The following is a 19989-nucleotide window of genomic DNA, read 5'->3' as shown; positions in this document are numbered from 1 at the left end:
AAGATCCAAAAATGATCTCAAGCAAAAATAATGTGCGGGGGGGGGGGGGGGTATTTTTTCTGCATGGACTTCATTGCCGCCGTCCTCACTGCTGTTCAAGTGCGCTTAAGCCTCCAATAGATAGATCTGCAGCCTGTGGAATTTGCAATCTTCAATATCTCAGACCATGATATCGTTTTAGATCCACCGGCCGGTGTTTGGAACTGGTTGGATCGCAATATAGAGACTTTGGGAGAAGCCCCGATTCCAGAGAGCGTCAGTTGGGGTCAACCGTTCGGTTCGGCACTCGGTCGATTCAATAGAAGTTTCTCTTACGACCCTGAGCCGGTTCTCATTCCTCCGGACTATGCCCTAGAGGTTCAAATTAGGTACAAAGAGTGTCGAGCGGAAGAAGCATCCGAGGACGGCCTGAAGTTGCCATGGCAAGTGCCAATCGGGAGTAACCAACCGGCATACAAGGCATTCTTTGTAATCGAAGGTGGACAAAGCGAATATCAGCTGGCTGTACGACGCGACACGAAAATTCAAGTTGATCATTTTTGCTATCCGCTCGTTTATCGATACCGCTTTGGCGAGTAATTCAGCGTAAACAGTCCTCAAAAAAGCATTGAATCATGACATATTTGGCATTGGCTCTGATTGGCATCCAACAATCACTACAAAAGGATACAATTGTGTGGATTGCTGGCAATGACGCCGTAAACATTAAGTTTTCTGAATCAGACTTCACGATTTGGCAAGGCTTCGAACTAGGCATTCACGAGCAAGAAGAAAAGCACTTGCTCATTATTCGGGAGCCCGGATCTGTAGTCCTAGTGGATACCTCATCCACAGGCATCGAAGCATTCCGAACTCTCCTCAGCCTATACGAAAGGACTATGAGTGAGGACAAAGGGGACTGTGATATTGATACAGGTACCTATCGTCTGTCGCCAGCAGATCAGTCGATGTTGACTTCATATGTAACAAGGCCCTGGATAGGCAACAGAATTGTCGGGTTTGGCAACCTGATTGTTGAGCCTATCACAGAGCTAACATTGGAGGACAGCCATGCAAGGGCCAAGCTCCGGGCCCCGTCGCGCATCTACCCGGAGACGACGCAGTTCCATCGGTTTTCCGAGGAGAGCGCACGGGAAGCCAAAGTCCTGGACTCGCTTGTTCCTATGACACTGACCCAGAAAATGCTGAACAGCCCAAGGAGTGCGGGTGAACTGAAGGATTGTCTGGCCCGCGGTGCTGAATCCTACTGGAAACTGTATGAAGAATTCAGACAGTATTACAATGCCAAATTTGTTGAATTTCAAAGATGGCTAACAAGTAAATGCGGGGCAGACCCAAAGGCATTCGATGAAATGATCGGCAAAAACCTTGCGGATCTGGTGTCGAGTGGCCCCTCTAAAGAATTGCAGAGACTTGAACTCATGCCGGGATCTCCTACACTTGACCGGGATGCACGGCTGGTTGGTATCCGCCGCAAGGTCGTGATATCGTGCACGTTGCAGTTTTCAAACGGAAAGACACAGTTGGTTGGAGTTGAACTTCCCGGTGTCATCCCATAGCGATTAGTCGAATGCGTCTATGGTTGTCTCTGCCTCCAACTCCCGCTCCGCTTCGACCAGGGCCTGAAAGCGTTTTTGAATAAGGTTGACCCGGAGGTCGCTCAGTTCGCCGGCCGCCAAGGCTGATTCGCAGAGCGCCCTGACCTCGTCACGGATTTCCCCCACTGCCGCCAGGGCATCCCGCCCGAAAGCCGGGTCAGCACATCTCGACCGAAAGGTGGAATCGCGTTGCCCTTTCCCCCGAAAGAGGTGCCTGCCGATGAAGACCGAGTCGTATAAGGCGGTTTGAAGCACAACTTCGATATCACGGATCGTCTGGGCGCCTTCCGGCGTGCGGGCGCGGTCTTTCCATGCCCCGGACCTGAGTGCAATAAGGGTGGTCCGCCGGGATTCGGCGATTTCTTCAAGCAAATCCCGGAGTTCGGGATGCGTTCTCATGCTGAGCTCGCGCCGGCTGGCCATCCATCGGAGCAAGCCCCAAACCTCGGTCAGTTCTCCAGGAATGTCCGCCGCAAGTTCCGAAGGTTTGACCCTTGTGACGAGTTGCGAGAAGAGCAAAACAATTCCCAAAAGCAGCCCCGCGAACCCGGACGGCACAGAAAACGGCATCGCAATAAGCGAAGCGATGACGAGGCTGGCGCCGACAATTCCCCACAATCGGCTCGCATAGTGGCGCTTTGGTTCATGCTCCATCAAAAATCTAACAAAATGGTTGAAGACTTGGGGCATCGTCTCACCGGGGTTCGCGGGTTGCCATTTTGATCGGGATCAACCGTTTGGCGTTCGGGGTGAAGCCCTCTAACACGCCGATCAGGTCGTGCTCTTTAGCTTCCGTAACCCGCACGCGGGCGAGGGAACCAGGTTCCACGGCGCCTTGGGCATAAACCCATCCGTCGATCTCCGGGGCATCGCGATAGCTCCGACCCGCAATCCATCCATCTTTTACCTCATCCGCCAACACCGTCAACACTTGTCCGACAAATGACTTGTTGCGGGCCAAGGAGACCGGTGCTTGGGCCCGCATCAGACGGTCGTACCGCTCCTTCTTGACCCGCGAAGGCACTTGTCCGGGCATATCGTGGCTCGGCGTGCCCGGCTCTCGCGAGAACTGGAACGCCCCGACCCGGTCGAGCTTGGCTTCACGGACAAAATCAACCAAATAGTTAAATTCCGTTGAAGTTTCTCCGGGAAAACCTACGATGAACGTTGTGCGGATCGCCACATCCGGAATCGCCGACCGGACTTTTTCGAACAACTTCAAGTAGCGTTCCCCATCCCATGGTCGCTTCATGCGCCTCAGGGTGTCGGGGTGGGCGTGTTGTAGGGGGATGTCGATGTAGTGGCAGACTTTGTTCAATTCCGCCATCGCCTGGATGACCTCGTCGGTCAACCGGTTGGGATAGAAATAGAGGATCCTGATCCACTCAAGCCCATCCACTTGGTTGAGTTCGGCCAGGAGTTTGGGTAGTGTGAACGCGCCATAAAGGTCATAGCCGTATTGGGTGACATCTTGGGCAATGAGGTTGACTTCTTTACAGCCGGATCTCGCCAAGATCCGCGCTTCTTCCACCACTCGGTCGATCGGTTTGCTGGCGTGGGCCCCTCGAAAGGATGGGATGGTGCAAAACGTGCATCGATGGTCGCAGCCTTCGCTGACTTTGAGGTAGGCGCTCCACGGCCGGCCCGTGCGGGCCCGGGTGGCCAGGTCTGCCCAGCGGTGGTGCGGGGGTGCGGTGTCGACCCACGGCTCGTGGTGGGAAAACACCTTGTCAACGATTTCGGCAAAGGCCCCCATTTGTCCCACTCCGACATAAGCGTCGGCTCCTGGGGCCAATCGGGCAAGTTCGGCACCGAGGCGCTGGGCCAGGCATCCGGCGACAATGACTTTCCCGGAGCCTTTTTCGGCCACGGCTTTGCGGATGGCGGCAATCGATTCGTGTTTGGCAGATTCCAAAAACCCGCAGGTGTTGATGACGGTCACATCGGCCACTTGCGAACCATCCACGGTGTGTCCGGCGTTGCGCAGAACACCCGCGATTTCCTCGCTGTCCACCTCGTTTTTTGCGCAGCCCAAGGTGATGAGCCGCACGTTGCCTTTGCTTTCCGCCACTTGAGCCTGATTTTGACAGGCGGGTCCCCAAATGGTTGGGAAGGGCGCATGGCCCGTTGCCAGCCAAGCCGATAATAAGGGGGATGACGACGCTCGACCGCAGGAGCACGGTACTGGCTGTGATGCTTTCTGCCTTGGCGGGTTATGTCGATAGCATCGGATTCCTCAACACGGGCGGGTTCTTCGTGTCGTTCATGACTGGCAACTCCACCCGGTTGGGGGTTGCGGCGGGCACCTGGCAAATCCCACACGTCCTGATAGCGGCGGGGGTGATCCTCTGCTTTGTTCTGGGGGTTGCCGGCGGCACGGTAGTTGCCGGCCGCTCCACGCGGAGAAAGCGCCGTCGGGTGCTGCTTTTGGTTTCGTTGCTGCTGGCCCTGGCCACTTTTGCGTGGATTTTCCATGTGCCTCGCTTGGGCTTGGCGTCGGTTGTGATGGCGATGGGGGCGGTCAACGCGGTCTTCCACCAAGAAGGCGAAATCTCCATCGGGCTCACCTATATGACCGGGGTCATTGTCAAGCTTGGCCAGTTGGTGGCCGGGCTCTTTCTGGGCAACCCACGGTGGGAATGGCTCCGCTACCTGCTGCTGTGGGCCGGGTTGGTCACGGGTGCGGGGTTGGGGGCTTGGGCCTATTCTGTGTTAGGAACCAACAGCCTGGCCTTTGCGGTGGGCTTTTCGCTTGTTTTGGCCGTGGTTGCCGGGAGCCCGGGCTTTGCGGATGGGAATTCCGGATCTGGAGCCCTCGACGAGAATTGAACTCGTGACCTCTCCCTTACCAAGGGAACGCTCTGCCGCTGAGCTACGAGGGCGTCTCTATCTTCTGGTGGGCAGTGCAGGATTCGAACCTGCGTAGGCTCTCGCCGACAGATTTACAGTCTGTTCCCATTGGCCACTCGGGCAACTGCCCAGAAGCAGAGGGGGATGATACCAGATGGCCCAGCCCCAACTCTCCTTGTGCCCGAACCGAGGGCCCCGGGCGGGTCCTCTGTCCCCCATTCCCCGCCAGTTCTGCCCACAGCGTAGAATAGCGTTGCACGCATGGCAAAGACGCTGTTCGAAAAAGTTTGGGACAACCACAAGGTCGCCGACCTGCCCGGGGGCGGTACGTTGCTCTATATCGACCGGCATTTGGTGCACGAGGTGACATCCCCCCAAGCCTTCGACGCGCTCCGGGTGGCCGGCCGGCCGGTGCGTCGCCCCGACCTGACTTTTGCCACGGTGGACCACAATGTGCCCACCGACGGCCGCGAGATCGATGCCAGCACCCTGAGCGGGCAGCAGTTGGCCGCCTTGGATCGCAATGCCCGGGAGTTCGGAGTCCCCTTGTTTGGGTACCACGACCCGCGCCAAGGGATCGTCCACATCATCGGCCCCGAGTTGGGCATCACGTTGCCGGGATTGACCATCGTCTGCGGCGATAGTCACACCTCCACGCATGGCGCGTTCGGCGCGCTTGCCTTTGGGATTGGGACAAGCGAGGTGGAACACGTGTTAGCCACTCAAACGCTGCGGGCCGCCAAAAAACCCAAAACCCTCCGCATCAACGCCGATGGCACGTTGGCCCACGGCGTCACGGCCAAAGACGTCATCTTGGCCATCATCCGCAAACTCGGAGCGGGCGGCGCAACCGGCTTTGTGGCTGAATATGCCGGCTCGGCAATCCGATCCCTGCCCATGAGCGGGCGCATGACCATTTGCAACATGAGCATCGAAATGGGGGCCCGCGCTGGCATGGTCGCACCGGACGACACCACATTTGAATACATCGCGGAAGGCAACCGGCCCTTCGCCCCCAAAGGAGCGGACTTCGACCGAATGGTGGAACATTCGCGATCTTTGGCCACGGATGCTGGGGCAGTCTTCGACCGGGAAGAGCATCTGGATGTCGATGCCCTCAAGCCCCAGGTCACTTGGGGCACAACCCCGGCGATGACGGTGGACGTGGATCAAGCCATCCCCGAGCCGCAAGACAAAAACGAGGAACGGGCCCAAATGTATATGGGGCTCAAGCCGGGCACCCCGGTCGCCGAGTTGGAGGTCAACACCGTTTTCATCGGCAGTTGCACCAACGCCCGGATCGAAGACCTGCGGGTTGCCGCCGGTTTGGTCAAAGGTCGCCGGGCCGCCCCAGGGGTGCGGGCGATGGTTGTCCCGGGCTCGGCTTCTGTCCGCGCTTTGGCCGAACAAGAAGGGTTGGACCAGGTGTTCAAAGAAGCCGGGTTCGAATGGCACCACGCCGGGTGCAGCATGTGCCTGGGCATGAACGGCGACATCTTGCGCCCGCAACAACGCAGCGCAAGTACCAGCAACCGCCCCTACGAGGGACGCCAAGGCCCCGGTTCGCGCACTCATTTGGTCAGCCCGGCCACCGCCGCCGCCACGGCCATCAAGGGACGCATCGCCGACCCGCGCGAACTCTAGCAATCCCCTCCCCAGTTTTGGGGAGGGCGAGGCAGGGATCGACAATCATGGCGTACCGGCATTTCGCCCATGAAGCGGAAACCATGGTTGGAAGATTTCAGGATTTCTCTCGCGGATGTGCCCCTAAATTGGATCCAGTCTCAGAGGTGGCATGACGAAGAGACCAGGCCGGGGTGCCATGGGCATTGCGAGTGCTTGTTACGTTCGCACCGCATACAAATCGACACCCTTCTCCCGACCCTTAACTTGGCGCTCACCTAACGCAACCAAAACCGGAGAATCCGGCAACCGCCCCGCCAATTCCCCGGAAACCAAGAACATTTCGCCCTCCGGCCCGCAGAGTCCCTGGATCCGGGCCGCCGTGTTGAGCGTGTCTCCATGGAGGACAATCTCGCTCTTTATCTCGCCGACCTCGGTGGCCACCACCATGCCGATGTGGGCACCTGCTTTGAACTCGGGAACCAAGCCGTAAGCCGCTTGGTAGTGGCCGGAGCGCGACTCCAAGACGCGCCGGAACTCTGGCACTAGATTTAGACAGCCTCCCTTCTTAAGGCCCCGCGATGGAGACCAGGTGATGACGGCTTCGTCGCCGATGTAATGACTCACCCGTGCCCCTGTCTTTAGGAGTGGGCCGGTCAGGTCAGCGAAAAAATCCTTGACCAACTGGCTGAAGGCTATCGTCCCCAACCCCTCGGCAAGGGTAGTCGAATCCTTCATGTCCAAAAACATCACCACCATCTCTTCCTCGCGCGGGGCGTAGTATTTTCCCGTCATCCAACTCCACATCACCCCCGGGCCGAGTTTGCGGCCGATGGCAAAAAAGAAGTTGATGGCGAGCGACATAGTGAAGCCTGCCGCCAACCCGGCCGCCGCTTGCTGGGGTGTCAGAAGCCGCCCCATTCCTGCCAGCAAAACGGGGTCGAACGGGCTCCGCCCAGCAATAATTGCGCCCGATCCGACCATCACTGTCGCAGTGGAAACCACAAGCGTTGTCAAAATCGAAAGCGATTGCAAAATCAGTTGTAAGGCAAAAGACCGCAAGCGGATGCGCCTGGTGATCTGGCTCATCAGGTAGAACGACGAACCGACGACAAACCCCGACAACAAATAGATGACAAGGCACCCCAGAATCCCAAAACGGCTGAAGTACAGCGTCGGTGGAATCGACATACAGTAGGCAACCAACAGGTAGCGCTTGTACTCGCCGGGGTTGGGCATGGGGCCCATGTTACTAGGTGGGCAGAATCAACGCCCACCTATCTGCCGCCTAAATCACCGGCTTGCGGAACTTCTCGCCAATCCGTTCCTGGTGCACGGGCCGTACGTCCACAACCGATTCCGGCTCGATGTCCAAAAGTTTCAACCAGTCTTCGACCGCGTCCGATTTTGGAAAGATTTCGTTCTCACGGTACTCCGCTTCAACCGCTTGGTGGAGATCTTCGATCTTGAGTCCGTGCTTGGCTCCTGGCTCCAGGATCGCCCGCTTGATGGCCGAGTCTTTAGCCCGGTCGACAATGGATTTCAGGAGCGCCCCGCTCACCATGTCCCGCCAGTGGAGGGTTTCAGAAGTGCCGTCCCGTTTGGAAATGGTGAGGAACTCGGTTTCTTTGTTGGCCCGCCACAAAAAGGCCAACGTGGATTCCACCAAGGCTTTGCGCGCGCACGCTTCCCCGTCTTGCTCTTTGGCCAATTGGGGGTCAATCGGCAAGCCGTCGCGCAGGTAGATGCCCAAAATGTCCCGGGATTCGTCGTGGCCCGGGCGCTTGATTCTAATCTTCCGGTCGATCCGTTCGGGCCGCAAAATCGCCGGGTCGATGTAGTCCGGCCGGTTGGAAGTCAAAACGATGACGACGTTCTCTATTGCCACCAGCCCGTCCATTTCGGCACAAAATTGCGGCACAACGGTGTTGCTGATGTTGAGCCAACGCCCGCTGGACCGGGTCCGCAATACCGATTCCGCTTCGTCGATGAACACCACAACGATTTGGCCTTCCGCTGATTTCTCCCGCGCCGTGGCAAAAATCTCGCGGACCATGCGCTCGGTCTCGCCCAGCCACATGTTCAAGATCTTGGGGCCACTGATGTGCAAAAAGCACTCTTTGGCGTCTTGCTTTCCGGTCCGGGCGCGGTAGTCGGCGGCAAGGTTGTAGGCGATGGCCTTGCCGATCAGCGTTTTTCCGCAGCCTGGGGGGCCGTAAAGCAAAATTCCCTTGGGGGGCTTTTTGTCAAAAGCGTCGTAAAGCTCGGGATAGAGTAGCGGTTGCTCGATCGATTCCTTGATGAGGTCAATGGCATCTTTTTGACCGCCGACGACGCTCCAGGGCGTTTCCGGGATCTCTTCGATAAAGTAGTTTTGGGCCCCTTGCCGTGGCAGGTGCTCCACGGCGACCCGTCCGGTCGAATCCAAAACGACCTCATCACCCGGCTTGATGTCAGCCTCCGACAATTGGTGGGACCGCACGATTAGCCTCCCTTGCTGGCCTTGCCCATCGTTGGAAACGCGAAGTCGCCCGTCTTCCAAAGCCTGGCTGACGGGGATCACCTGTCCGCCGATGCCGTTTGGGGCGGGGCCGACCACCGCGTAAGCTTCGTTGAGCCGGAGCCTGGCCCCCGGCTTGAGGATTTCGGGCTCCACGTTGGGGTCGACCAAAGCGACGTACTCGGTTTCGCCATGCAGAACCTGGGCCAAGCCGTCATCGAGCAACCGGATTAGCACGCCGATGCGGTTGGCCGGTTGGGTAAGTTTTTGGTACGCCTCTTCGTATTGCGCCAGCAATTCCGATTGGGCGTTGCCTTCTTGTGCGGATTTTTGGATTTCCGATTTGAGGGCGGCCAAGTAGTTTCTCGTTTTGGCGTCGGCGTCGGGCAGCGACTGCTCGATCCGTTCGGCGAGTTCGGCCAATCTTTGGAATCCGGGCGATGGCATACACCCGATACTACGCCCCTTTGCCCGGATTTGCTACCGGGGGCTCAACAAAGCAGGGCCCCTTCCCACACCGCTTCTTGGATCGCCTTTTCCAAGTTCGCACCGATCATCCGGACGGCGCGGAAGGTGTGCTCGCGCCCACCGACGGTGCTGATGCCGGTGATGACGACTTGTTGGACGTTATCGTCATCCAAAACGAACAGCGTGTCCAAGATCTCGATCCGGCAGTCGCCGGCTTCTCCGGCCTTGCGCGCGGCCTGGTTGGCGATCTCGTGCCAGTCCGAGGTTTCCGGTTGGGCAGCGTCCCGCTCGGTTCCCACCTTGCCCCGATGGGGTTTGCGGGCTAGGCAGTCTTTGCTGGCCAAAGAGATCAAGTTGTCGAGCGTGGCCGCAACGTGATCCCGGCTCGGTTCGGTTGTGCGTTTGCCGCCCGAGAGCCCGTAGCTGAACCCGACCGGGGCCGGCATGCCTGGAACCGTGAAAGTGAGCCCACCCAAAGTCCCGAGCAAGGCTTCGACTTCGCCGCGTGGGCGCATCGTGGCCAGGGCAAACTCGTCTCCGCCATAACGGACGAGGACGTCCTTATCCCGGTCGACGATGCCGCTGAGCAAGGCGGCAAACTCCTTGAGGACGCTGTCGCCCAAGACATGCCCATACCGCTTGTTGTAAACCCCAAAGTCGTCAAGGTCAAAAAACGCGATGCAAATCTCCTGGCCTGCCTCCAACCGGTCGACTCCCCAATCGCGCAGCGCGTCGCTCCAGCTGAGCCCGGTGAGCGGGTCATAGCTCCGGCCGAGCTCGGTGATGAGCATCAACGCGCTAAGGATGCCCAAAAAGCGGTCACCATCAAAAACGGCGAGGAAATCGGCTTGCTGTTGGACGAACCGTTTGCTGGCCTGGCGAACCGGATCTTCGGCCTGCAAGTGGAACGAAGCACTGCGGAGGAAATCACGAACCGGTGTTTCTGGGTCGCTCAATATGGCCGATTCAATGGTGACGAAACCACAAAACCGCTTGCCGTCCAAAACGGCGGCGGCAGAGGCCCCAGCCTTTTGCATTGCAAGGAGTGCCGACCCCATATCGCTTCCATCGGGGATCGTCAAGCGGTTGAGATTCAGGTCGGCGAGCCGGCGCATAAAACGTGTCCTCTAACGGGCCAACCCTGCAAGATCCATGCCGTCTTCCCCTATTCGAGCCATTTGGCCGAATCTGCCAAAGACCAATAGACGTGATCGCGGACGATGCTGAGGAAGGCAGCGGTTTCGCCTTGATCCAGCCGGTCGTTGACGTTTCGGCAATGGCGGTAGACCTGCCCGGTCTTGATCCGCAAGAACCCGGCCACATCCTCTTCGGCCAGCCGGAGCACTTTGTGGAGGGCGTAAGCAATCGTGGCCCGTCTCCCGACCGGCGGTGTCTCCGGCCAGGCCAAAAAGACGTAGTTGACGGCTTCTTGGACCACGTCCCGGGGATCCCAGCCGTCTTCCCCGATCAGGAAGGGGCCCAGCCGCCCGCACGCTTCGGCAAAGTCGGCGTCTTGCTGCCAATCAGATCGCAGGATTTTCAGCCGGAGCATGGCCCCGCGGATCGAGCGGCCGTTGCCATTGAGGTGCGTGGCGATCAACGATTCGATGGACGGATGGAGCTTGAGCCCCTCTTCTCCGGCGATCTGGTGGGCGATGCGTTGCCGCTCGCTTGGAGTCGGGGCCAGAATTTGGACTAGGTGCCAGCGGTTCGAGGCCATCACCCGGAGACGCTGGGCTTCGGCAAAGTCGCCGGTTTTGGCGACCATGGTCGGCAAATTCCGCCTCAGCCGCTGTTCTAGTCGGATGCGGAGGAGGTGCCTCATCCGGGGCGACCGCACCGCGTCTTGAAGGTCGTCCAAAATGAGCACGCCATCCGAAGCCGCCGCCGATTGGCTCAACGCCCATTCAGAAGCATCCCGCACCTTGACGGGTCGTTCGCGGATTTGGCTCACGGCCTGGGCCACATGGGCCAGTAGCTCCGATTTCCCCCAACCGGATGGTCCCCCGATGCCCACAAAGCGCCGCTTGCCACAGGCAAAGTCGAACCCCACCGAAAGGGCGTTGCGGTTGCTGGGCAGCGCGGCGATGGAAACCGGCACGGCCGTGGCTCCCAGTGAAGGCGTGGCGAGTCCTTTCCCGGCATCAACGGGATATCCCAGTGTTTCAGTATCGAAACGCGGTTCAGCCACCATCACAATCCCCCTCGCAGTTCTTCTATGGGGTTCGGAGTGTATGGCCCCGGGGCGCTTGTTGGCAAGGTCCCCCTTTTTGGCGATTAGTATAAGCTAACAGTCAAAATAATAAACAGAAAAGACAAAATCAGGTGTAACCTAGCCCAGCAGGAATCTCGACGATTTTTCCACCTGCTTTCCACCCGTCAATGCTTGATCTTTTCCCAATACTCCTTGAATCGGAAATTAGGGCTGTTTTGCAGCTTGTGGCAACCGGCGCATGACTGTTCGCCGGCTTTGGGGAACGGGTTTGCCTCCGGCATGGTGATGTGCGCCTCGCCGGATCCGTGACAACTTTCACAGCCGACTTCGGCCAGGCGCGGGGTTTTCTCTTCAATCAAAAAGCCGCCCGTGCTCTGGATGCCGGTTGTGTGGCAGGGGACGCAATCCGGGTCGGCGTCGTGACCATCCTGTTTGAGCGTCGGCCAGGCGTGGGCGTGTTTGGACTCCGCCCACACCGCATACTCAGCTTGGTGGCAGCTTTTGCAGGCCTTTGAACCGGAATACGCCTCGTTCGAGGTCTTGGGCATCATCTCGACCAAGTTCTCCCCCCGGAGCCGATCCAGGTATTGGCGGTAGTACCGGGCGGTTTCTGGGTCGTCTTTAATGTCCGGCCCCAAGTCGTAGACGGAAGGGGCTTCGAACCCCGCTCCAGTGAAGGGGAGCGAGACCACAAACCGGCCCTCGTCGGCGGCCGTGACAATCCAGGTCTTGCCGATCCGCTCGGCCTGTCCCCTGGGGTTGCTGGTAGTGGCAAACACGATGGCATCAAGTTGAGGCACCGCCCGCGCGATTTCCCGGGCCGCCTCCTTTGCCAAGCCGGTGACATAAACGCGGGCCAAACCACGGCCTGGTTGGTCGGCCAGTTGCTTGGCCCGACTAATGGCCTCAGCAATCGCGATTTCGCCGGGGTCGGAGCCAATCAGGCAGTGGGAAACTGGTTCAGGCCCGCCATCGATGAGTGGGGCGCCGCTGAGGCGGGAAATCGCCTCCAATACCCCCGGCCCCAGCCCCGCATCCCCCTTGCCCAAGGTCACCGCCGAGACCCCCATGTCTTTGAAAGTCTGGGCGAGCGTTTCGGCCTTGATCTCCATCTGCCGGCCCAATTGGCCGGTCATCGGCCCGGTTTCCAAAATGACGTCTCCCGGCCCGGCGATCTGTTTGACCACGGTTGCCCGGCGGCGGATCCCGCCCGACATCGGCGACGTGCAGCCGCAAGGCGAAAGGTACCCCTTGGTCGCCCCGCCGATGACCAACTTCCACGAGGGCGGAGCCGGCTGGGCAAAGAACACGGCGGCGAACGGGGCTAGGCTGGCCAAAAGCAGCCCCAGCCCAGGCCTATTTGACATAACCCTGGACCGCCACCACGATGGTCGGGGAATCGGGGTCGTTCGTCTTGACCGTCACGGTCCCCGCCAAGCTGCCCTTGAACCCGCCGGGTTTGACGGTCGTGCGCAGCCTCCACACACCAGGCTTGAGTTTTTCGAGGGTGGGCACGATTCGGGGGTCAGCGGATTCGGCGGAAACAGCTTCGAACTTGTCGTCCATCCCGGTGAGGATCGCCCAAGCTTCGCCGATGCCTTGAATGTCGCCGAGGTAGATCGATTTTGGGCTCACGTCGACGCCCTTTTGGACAAAGAAGTTGGCGGCGACGGTGGGAAAGACTTCAGAGTCTGTCTGCACGACGATCGCCCCAAGGTTCCGGCCGACCGGCGAGGAAGGGCTGACCAAAATTTCGAACCGGTAGCCTTTGACATTGCCTTCGACACCGGGCACCGGGCCTTCGTATGGGGCGAATGTTGTTGCGGCGGCAACCCCGGAAACGGCGACTTTGCGGGGTTCAAACGGCAACGGGCCGTCCGCATAGAGGAAGTATTGGATTTTCACGCCGGAGGGGGTCATGGCGAACGTCTTCTCGGTCGGCCATCCGGTTGTGAATTGGTAGGCCGGCTTGATGGTGCCGTGCACGCTGATGCGACGGGTGGGCGTTTCGGCATCGTTGGTGTAAAGGAACAGCCCCTTATCCTGGTGCCCCTGGAATTCGGTTGTGGACATGGCGATCGAGACGATCCCGGTTTGCCCGGGCTCCACAACGGGGTTGTAATCGATCCGGAAGCAGGAGCAATCCGGCTGAATGACAAAGGTCAGCGGCGCCCGCCCGCGGTTGACGACCTCGAATTGGAAATATTGCGGTTCGCCTTGGGTGACCGTCTTGAAATCGATGTCCTGGGTGGCGACGAAGCAACCGGGAAAGGCGGCCTCGACTTTTGTTTTAGACTTTGCATGGCCGCGAAGAATCTGCGATTGGGCCAGCGTTGTTTTGGCAAGCTGAGCCGCCGTTGAATCGACCTTGAGACTCCGGACCCCAAACCCGTCGATGCGGAACATGGTCGCCATCGGCGACGGCACCTGTTCGAGCCCAAGATACTGGCCGATGGCGAAATTGGCTTCCGCCGTCATGATATTGGAGTCGATGACGGCCTTGGTGCTCAACCGTTTGACCGCCACGACGGCTTCTAGGGCAGGCTCCGCCGGATCCGGGCTCGGGAAGAGGGCAAGAGTCTTGGTTCCATCGATTTCGCCAACCAAAGTGATGAGGAGGTCGGCTTTGGCGGCAAAGGAAACCTTGAGCCCCGGCACGGCCCTTTGCCAGGCATCGATTGACGCATCGACCGATTTTTTGAAGAGGGCGAGAGTGTCGGCATCGACGCCATCTGATTTGACGGCGACCGTGAATTCGGTCTTTGGCAAGTTCGATGCCCGTTTGGCAGCATCTGCGAACTGGCCGTTTTCGAGCAGGCCGGCGACTTCCTTGACGCCTTGCTGGTAGGCCTGGTTGGTCCCGATTGGGGGCAGGGGGGCCGGTTCCGGCCCGGCGAGGGCGATGGCGAATCCAAGGAGGGCGGGGGTCATGCGGGCTTATTCGATAAACGCATCGGGGTCGGGGGGCCGTTTCAGGAACGCCTCGATGAACCCGTCGATTTCCCCGTCCATCACGGCAAGGACGTTTCCAGTCTCGTGCCCGGTTCGGTGGTCTTTGACCATCGTGTAAGGCTGCATCACGTAGCTGCGGATTTGGCGCCCCCATTCGGCCGGCCCGATGTCGCCACGGATATCCTTCATCTTCTTTTCGTCTTCCAGTCGCTGGACTTCGGCGAGTTTGGAAGCGAGCATCTTGTAAACAGAGGCGCGGTTTTTGTGTTGGCTCCGCTCGTTTTGGCACTGGACGACGATCCCGGTGGGGATGTGGGTGATGCGGACGGCGCTTTCGGTTTTGTTGACGTGCTGGCCCCCGGCCCCGGAGGCGCGGAGGGTCTCTTCCTTGATGTCGTCGGGGTTGATTTCGACTTCGGTGGCCTCGACTTCGGGCAGGACTTCGACTCGGCAGAAGGATGTGTGGCGTCGGGCGTTTGAGTCGAATGGAGAGATGCGTACCAACCGGTGGACGCCGCCTTCGGCCTTCAGGTAGCCATAGGCGTTGGCCCCGTTGACCTCAAACGTGATGTTGCGGTAGCCGACCACGTCTCCGGGTGTTTCGGAGATCACTTCGACTTTGTATTTTTTGAGTTCGGCCCACCGGGTGTACATCCGGTAAAGGATGCTCGCCCAGTCGCAGGCTTCGGATCCCCCGGCGCCAGCGCTGATTTCGACGATGCAGTTGCGATCGTCGTACTCTCCGCTGAGGAGGGTTTGCAACTCATAGGCATCCAAGTCGGCCAAAAAGGCCAGGGCCTGCTTGTCGGCGTCCTTTTCAAGTTCCGGCTCGGGCTCGAGTTTTAAGAGTTCGTAAAATTCGAGGATTTCATCGAGCTTGTTTTGAAGTGACTCGAAGGGCTGGATGGTGCCTTTGTTGCGTGAGATTTTCCGCAGGTGGGTTTGCGCGGCTTGCGGATCGTCCCAAAAATTTGGTTGTCCCGCTGCTTCTTCTAGTTCAGCGAGTTGGGTTTTAAGGCGGGGGAGGTCAAAGATGCCCCCTAATAGCGTCGAGGCGGCCGCTCGCCTCCGACAGCGCTTCCTGTTGCTCATGGGTCAACATGGCCGTCAAGTTACCGCTTTCAGGCGGTCTTGCGCTTGCTTTTGAGTCGGCTGGGCCGACATAATTGAGGGGAATGGGCCCTTGTCCGGATGATTTCGGCATGGGGTCGATCCATCAAGGTGCACACCATGGGATTTTTCAGTAAGACACGGGGAGCTGTGCGGGCTTCTCTCATCGCCTTTGGAGCGGCGGCGTTGGCTGCGGTTTCGATGGCGCAACCCCGCCCAACCGTCGATCCGGCGCGCATGCAGGTCACGCCGTTTGGCAAGCCTGGCGAAGTGCGGCCGATGCAACGGGCCACGGGCCGGGTGACTTGGTCCCAAATCGACACCACGTCCAAGTTCCCGCAAATTGCCCGCATGGTGACGGCCAAGGGTGTGAAGCCGAGTAATCCTTCGGTTCTATTCCAACCTTCGCTCACGTTGGAGGAAATCCGGCAGCGGCAATCCAAAGCGGCCCAGCAAGAAAGCGTTGAGCTCGGCTCCGCTTCTGGGGCCTTCAACCTGCTGATGGATTCCAAATTCCCGGGTATCGGTTTCAACGGCTCGTTCCCGCCGGACACCCACATGGCGGTCGGCCCGACCCACATCGTGCAGATCGTCAACACGATGGTCGCCTTTTACAACAAAAAGAACGGGAAGCTGGAATATCTGCAGCCGTTGAGCGCCAGCGGCTTTCTGCCCCGTGCTGGCGATTTTGCCTTCGACCCACGCGTTGTTTACGACTACGACACCAACCAATTCGTGATTTGCGTGTTGGATGTCGACTTCAATAACAACAAGTCTTACTACCACCTCGCCATTTCAGACGACTCCAACCCCAACGGCAACTGGATGATCGCCAAAGTGGACAACATCACCAACGATAGCGGCAACCGCCCTCGCTGGGGTGACTACCCGACCTTGACAACCAGTCCGGACAGCTGGGTTTGCACGTTCAACGCTTTCCCGTTTGCCAACGGCAATGTCTCCGCCGTCCTGTTCATGATCCGCAAAACAGATCACGAACTGTTTGTTGCGGATTTGGGCGGCTTTTCGGTTTCGTTGGCCAAAAAGTACTTGGCTGGCCCCGGTACCCCGGTTGGTGTGATGCTCGGGTTCCCATTCTTGTTCGGTGGGGTGGTTCCGGTCGATCCGACCTGTGAAATGGTTGGGTTGAGGGACGATGTCGATCCGCCGACCCTGACCTTCGATTCCGTTTCGTTCCCAGTGTTTGTTTGGCAAGCCGAAGGTGCCCAAACCGGCGGGTTCATGATCGACACGATCGGCGACCGGATGATGGATGTCTCTCGCACCGGCGATTTCCTGCAGTTCGCCTTTACCTGCAACAACGGGATTGATGCCGACGGATACGACAGCAGCAGCTTGGATGAACCGGCACCCCGGCAAACCAAGGTCCGGTGGGGCGAACTCAGGCTCAACAGTTGGCCCGCCGCCAACAACCCGACCTTGCGCCAAGCCGGTGATGTGAAGAGCACCATGGGCAACGGCCGGTCGTTCCTGATGCCGGCGATCTCCCGCAACTCCCAAGGTTCTATTGCCATCGTCCTGACCGACGCCAGCGAAAATGGGACTCCCAAAGTTGCCGCAGTCGGCCGCAAAGACACTGACCCCCTTGGCCAGATGGGAACACCCCAGGTGTTCGCCTCCTCGCCGAACTTCACGATTGCCAACGCGACCGACCTGACCAGCCGCTGGGGTGACTACGCGGGGATCGGCGTCGACCCGTCTGCCGCAGATTCCTTCTGGGCCAGCCACGAGGTGTTTTCCAATGCTTCGCTCCGGTGGGGCACCGAAATCTTCAAGTTCCGGGTGAAATCGAGCACCGTCGCGATCCGCAACGTCCTCTCGGTCACCCCGATCTTTGGGAACCTCGTTTCCGGGAATGCAGCGAGCTTCAATGCACTCGGCGACAGCGACCAATATGTCCTCAACAGTGGCGTCCAAACCAACCGGGGCAACTATGCCGGTTACGAGGCGGTCATTCCGACCAACGGGTTGGTTGACGGTGGCCGGTTGGATCTGAGCTTCTCGGCGTCGATCGAAGGCGTGAGTGCCTTCGTCTATGCAAAGAACGACCAGACCGGAAACTTCGACCTTCTATCGTCGATCCGGGCCAAGACCACGCCGACCGCGTTCCAACGGGTCTTCACCACAGCCGAGATCGCCAAGTACCGGGCCGGGGGCACCGGCAACATGACCATCCGGGTCGTGTTGCTCAACACCATCCCGCGCCGGGGCGGTGTCCCGGATGCCTTTGATTTCAGCACCGACTTCGGGCAGCTGACAATCAACGAACTGTAAGGTTAGTCCGCAACGAGGAAGGCCCCGCCAATTGGCGGGGCCTTCCTCGTTTTGATCAATCGGGTCTTCAACCCGTCAATTCGTAATGCGGTTTGGCTTCGTCTGAGTAGGCCCGCCGGGATTGGCGGCGGCGCGATTGTTGCCCTGCTTCCAACCTCAGATCGGTCTGCAAACGTTGGATCACGGCTTGCGTGTAATCATCCTGTTGGGCAAGGATCTGTTTCTGTTTCAGGGTCAAGTCATGGCCCGATGCGGTCAGTTCCTGCAGCCGGTCAAGGCACTTTTGCCGTTGGCTGAACAGTTCTTGCAAGCCGTCCAAATCGGGGCCCAAGAGCTCCTCGTCAATGAGCAGCGAAAGCGCGACAAACCGGTCGACTTGATGTTGGAGTTCGTCAGCTGGCATTGGCAAGCCCCTGTTTGGCCCCATTGGACATCTGTTCAAGCTGGGACCAGCTTTCCCGGAGTTCGGTGAGGACGCGCATCGCCTGATCCAAGTAGTTCACGTCGTCCTGGAGGTTGGCTTGCACAATCCGGTCGAAGACGAACGAATAGAGCGAAAACAAGCTGGAAGCCACTTCTCCGCCACGCGCAGTGTCCAGGCAGCAAATCAGCTCAGAAACAATGTCTTGGGCGCGCAGGCAATATTCATTCTGCTTTTCCAGGTTGTGGTGTTGCATGGCCACCCGGGCCTGGTTCAGGAACCGAATGGCCCCGTCGTAGAGCATGACGACCAACTGGAGTGGGGTCGCGGAATCGATCGATGCTTTTCGATATTGCTGAACCGATGCATTTGGGTACGCCACGCGCAATCACTCTCCGGCCTAAGCCTATCAGGATGATCGGTGGATTCAGCCTTGGCCTTCAGTGTTCCGCCCCGGATTTCCGTAGGCAAAAAGCATAACGACCAGCCCAACCAAAAACCAGGCGAGCGGGACGATCCACCGCCAAACATCCGGGTAATCGGGACGGGGCGCGTCGGGCGAATTCGCACCGGCGAAATTGATGTTGAGGTTAAGAAACAGGAACATCGCCCCGGCAAACATCCCCGCGGCAAAGGCGATCGCCCCCGTGAGTTTGGCCAAACGGGTCATGACGGCACCAGCGATCAAAACGGGCACCAAGGCAAATCCAACCGCGCCCAAAAGCCGCTCAAGCGTCAACGTGTCGCCAGTCAAAAATGGCCACCAGGTGAGGAGGAAAATGAGGACGCTCCCACCCAGGATAGTGAAACACCCCCCGACGAGCTCGTTCTCAAAGCTCTTTGCGCGCCGGGGGGTGTTGGATTCCTCTCGGGGTTCGTCGGTTCCCAGAGGTTCGAATGGCATTTAAAGTCCTTTGTCGGCGATGAACTTTGTCAAATCGGCTATCCGGCAGCTGTAACCCCATTCGTTGTCATACCACGCCACGGCTTTGACCATCTCGTCGATGGCGACCGTGTCGACCGCACTGAAAATGGAGCTGTGCGGGTTACCCCGCAGGTCGCTGGAAACCAATTCTTCGTCCGAATAGAGCAAGATGCCCTTCATCGGGCCCTCGGCGTACTCCTTCATGGCCGCATTGATCTCCTCGACCGAGGCGACTTTGCTCAATACCGCGGTGAAGTCCACAACGCTCACGGTGGGGACCGGTACCCGGAATGCCATGCCCGTGAACTTCCCTTTCAGTTCTGGGATGACGAGCCCGACCGCTTTGGCGGCACCAGTGCTGCTGGGCACAACATTTTCGGCGGCTGCCCGGCTGTCGCGCAGCCCTTTGCGGGCCGTGTCGACCGTGGCTTGGCTGTTGGTGTAGGCGTGGACGGTTGTCAGGAGGCCTTTTTCGATCCCGAACCGCTCATGCAACACCTTAGCCACCGGGGCAAGGCCGTTGGTGGTGCAGCTGGCGTTGCTGACCACGTGGTGGCTGGCCGGGTCGTACATGTCGTCGTTGACCCCCAAGACGAGTGTGACGTCTTCATTCTTGGCGGGGGCGGAGATGATGACTTTTTTGGCCCCGGCATCGCGGTGGGCTGCGGCCTTGGTTGCATCGGTGAAGAATCCGGTGCACTCCAGCACGATGTCGGCTCCGACATCTCCCCAGGGGATGTTGCCCGGCTCGCGCTCGGAGAAAACCTGGAACCGGTCGCCGTCGACGGTGATGCTTTTCTCGTCGTGCGAGACCGTGCCGTTGTAAGACCCGTAAACGGTGTCGTATTTGAAGAGGTGGGCGTTCGTTTCCGTATCGGTCAGGTCGTTAATGGCAACGACATCGATTTCGCCTTTGCACCGTTCCAGCATCGTGCGCAGCGAAAGCCGCCCGATCCGTCCAAATCCGTTGATTCCAACTTTGACAGCCATGGTGTTCCTTGAAACCCGAGTTTACTGCGGCCCTGTTAAGAC

At 59.0% G+C, this 19989-nt stretch carries 18 protein-coding genes and 2 tRNA genes; 5 read left to right on the top strand and 15 right to left on the bottom strand.

Going from position 1 to position 19989, the window contains the following annotated elements; genetic code table 11:
• Positions 1–135 precede the first annotated feature (135 nt).
• Both JNM28_09460 and JNM28_09455 read left to right on the top strand, forming a co-directional pair.
• Positions 136–579 (top strand): hypothetical protein, encoded by a 444-nt coding sequence (locus tag JNM28_09460; GenBank protein MBL8068663.1) that lies wholly within the window; start codon positions 136–138, stop codon positions 577–579.
• Positions 580–614: 35 nt separating this feature from the next.
• The gene (locus tag JNM28_09455; GenBank protein MBL8068662.1) at positions 615–1559 is read left to right on the top strand and encodes a hypothetical protein; all 945 of its coding nucleotides are present in this window, start codon (positions 615–617) and stop codon (positions 1557–1559) included.
• Between the two features lie 3 nt (positions 1560–1562).
• Here JNM28_09455 and JNM28_09450 read toward each other — a convergent pair whose 3' ends face one another.
• Both JNM28_09450 and rimO read right to left on the bottom strand, forming a co-directional pair.
• Entirely contained in the window at positions 1563–2252 is a 690-nt protein-coding gene (locus JNM28_09450) for a hypothetical protein (protein MBL8068661.1), read from the bottom strand.
• A 40-nt stretch (positions 2253–2292) separates the two neighbouring features.
• Positions 2293–3669, bottom strand: a complete 1377-nt coding sequence (rimO, locus tag JNM28_09445) for a 30S ribosomal protein S12 methylthiotransferase RimO (protein ID MBL8068660.1) — start codon at positions 3667–3669, stop codon at positions 2293–2295.
• A gap of 83 nt (positions 3670–3752) precedes the next feature.
• On the opposite strand from rimO, the gene JNM28_09440 reads away from it, so the two are divergent.
• Complete coding sequence (locus JNM28_09440; GenBank protein ID MBL8068659.1) at positions 3753–4427, top strand: DUF1275 domain-containing protein; 675 nt, start codon at positions 3753–3755, stop codon at positions 4425–4427.
• On the opposite strand, the gene JNM28_09435 is transcribed toward JNM28_09440, so the two are convergent.
• Positions 4406–4480: transfer RNA gene (locus tag JNM28_09435), tRNA-Thr, on the bottom strand. The two genes, JNM28_09440 and JNM28_09435, sit on opposite strands and share 22 nt — an antisense overlap.
• Positions 4481–4492: 12 nt before the next feature.
• Positions 4493–4578: transfer RNA gene (locus tag JNM28_09430), tRNA-Tyr, on the bottom strand.
• A 131-nt stretch (positions 4579–4709) separates the two neighbouring features.
• On the opposite strand from JNM28_09430, the gene leuC reads away from it, so the two are divergent.
• Positions 4710–6092 carry a 3-isopropylmalate dehydratase large subunit gene (leuC, locus tag JNM28_09425; protein ID MBL8068658.1) on the top strand — a complete coding sequence of 461 codons (1383 nt, stop codon included), beginning with the start codon at positions 4710–4712 and terminating at the stop codon, positions 6090–6092.
• A gap of 198 nt (positions 6093–6290) precedes the next feature.
• On the opposite strand, the gene JNM28_09420 is transcribed toward leuC, so the two are convergent.
• The 7 genes from JNM28_09420 to prfB all read right to left on the bottom strand — a co-directional run bounded on the left by JNM28_09420 (position 6291) and on the right by prfB (position 15298).
• Positions 6291–7310 (bottom strand): adenylate/guanylate cyclase domain-containing protein, encoded by a 1020-nt coding sequence (locus tag JNM28_09420; protein ID MBL8068657.1) that lies wholly within the window; start codon positions 7308–7310, stop codon positions 6291–6293.
• A gap of 49 nt (positions 7311–7359) precedes the next feature.
• Positions 7360–9018, bottom strand: a complete 1659-nt coding sequence (locus JNM28_09415) for an AAA family ATPase (protein ID MBL8068656.1) — start codon at positions 9016–9018, stop codon at positions 7360–7362.
• Positions 9019–9062: 44 nt separating this feature from the next.
• Positions 9063–10154, bottom strand: coding sequence for a diguanylate cyclase (locus JNM28_09410; protein MBL8068655.1), 1092 nt, complete (start codon positions 10152–10154; stop codon positions 9063–9065).
• Between the two features lie 50 nt (positions 10155–10204).
• Complete coding sequence (locus tag JNM28_09405; GenBank protein MBL8068654.1) at positions 10205–11233, bottom strand: hypothetical protein; 1029 nt, start codon at positions 11231–11233, stop codon at positions 10205–10207.
• A 185-nt stretch (positions 11234–11418) separates the two neighbouring features.
• Positions 11419–12621: a cytochrome c family protein gene (locus tag JNM28_09400; GenBank protein MBL8068653.1), complete on the bottom strand. Its 1203-nt coding sequence runs from the start codon at positions 12619–12621 to the stop codon at positions 11419–11421.
• Positions 12611–14185 (bottom strand): DUF1573 domain-containing protein, encoded by a 1575-nt coding sequence (locus JNM28_09395; protein ID MBL8068652.1) that lies wholly within the window; start codon positions 14183–14185, stop codon positions 12611–12613. Before JNM28_09395 ends, JNM28_09400 begins: the two co-directional genes overlap by 11 nt.
• 6 nt (positions 14186–14191) lie before the next feature.
• Complete coding sequence (gene prfB / locus JNM28_09390; GenBank protein MBL8068651.1) at positions 14192–15298, bottom strand: peptide chain release factor 2; 1107 nt, start codon at positions 15296–15298, stop codon at positions 14192–14194.
• A 138-nt stretch (positions 15299–15436) separates the two neighbouring features.
• Here prfB and JNM28_09385 point away from each other — a divergent pair, with 138 nt between their 5' ends.
• The gene (locus JNM28_09385) at positions 15437–17611 is read left to right on the top strand and encodes a hypothetical protein (protein ID MBL8068650.1); all 2175 of its coding nucleotides are present in this window, start codon (positions 15437–15439) and stop codon (positions 17609–17611) included.
• 67 nt (positions 17612–17678) lie between these two features.
• On the opposite strand, the gene JNM28_09380 is transcribed toward JNM28_09385, so the two are convergent.
• The 4 genes from JNM28_09380 to gap are packed head-to-tail and all read right to left on the bottom strand — an operon-like array spanning position 17679 to position 19947.
• The gene (locus JNM28_09380) at positions 17679–18014 is read right to left on the bottom strand and encodes a hypothetical protein (protein ID MBL8068649.1); all 336 of its coding nucleotides are present in this window, start codon (positions 18012–18014) and stop codon (positions 17679–17681) included.
• Entirely contained in the window at positions 18004–18414 is a 411-nt protein-coding gene (gene fliS, locus JNM28_09375; protein MBL8068648.1) for a flagellar export chaperone FliS, read from the bottom strand. Before fliS ends, JNM28_09380 begins: the two co-directional genes overlap by 11 nt.
• A gap of 45 nt (positions 18415–18459) precedes the next feature.
• Positions 18460–18936, bottom strand: a complete 477-nt coding sequence (locus JNM28_09370) for a hypothetical protein (protein ID MBL8068647.1) — start codon at positions 18934–18936, stop codon at positions 18460–18462.
• Positions 18937–19947 carry a type I glyceraldehyde-3-phosphate dehydrogenase gene (gene gap, locus JNM28_09365; protein MBL8068646.1) on the bottom strand — a complete coding sequence of 337 codons (1011 nt, stop codon included), beginning with the start codon at positions 19945–19947 and terminating at the stop codon, positions 18937–18939.
• Between the last annotated feature and the right edge of the window lie 42 nt (positions 19948–19989).

It is taken from the genome of Armatimonadota bacterium, assembly GCA_016789105.1.
Taxonomy (GTDB): domain Bacteria; phylum Armatimonadota; class Fimbriimonadia; order Fimbriimonadales; family Fimbriimonadaceae; genus UphvI-Ar2.
This window is presented reverse-complemented; position numbering and strand designations above follow the sequence as displayed.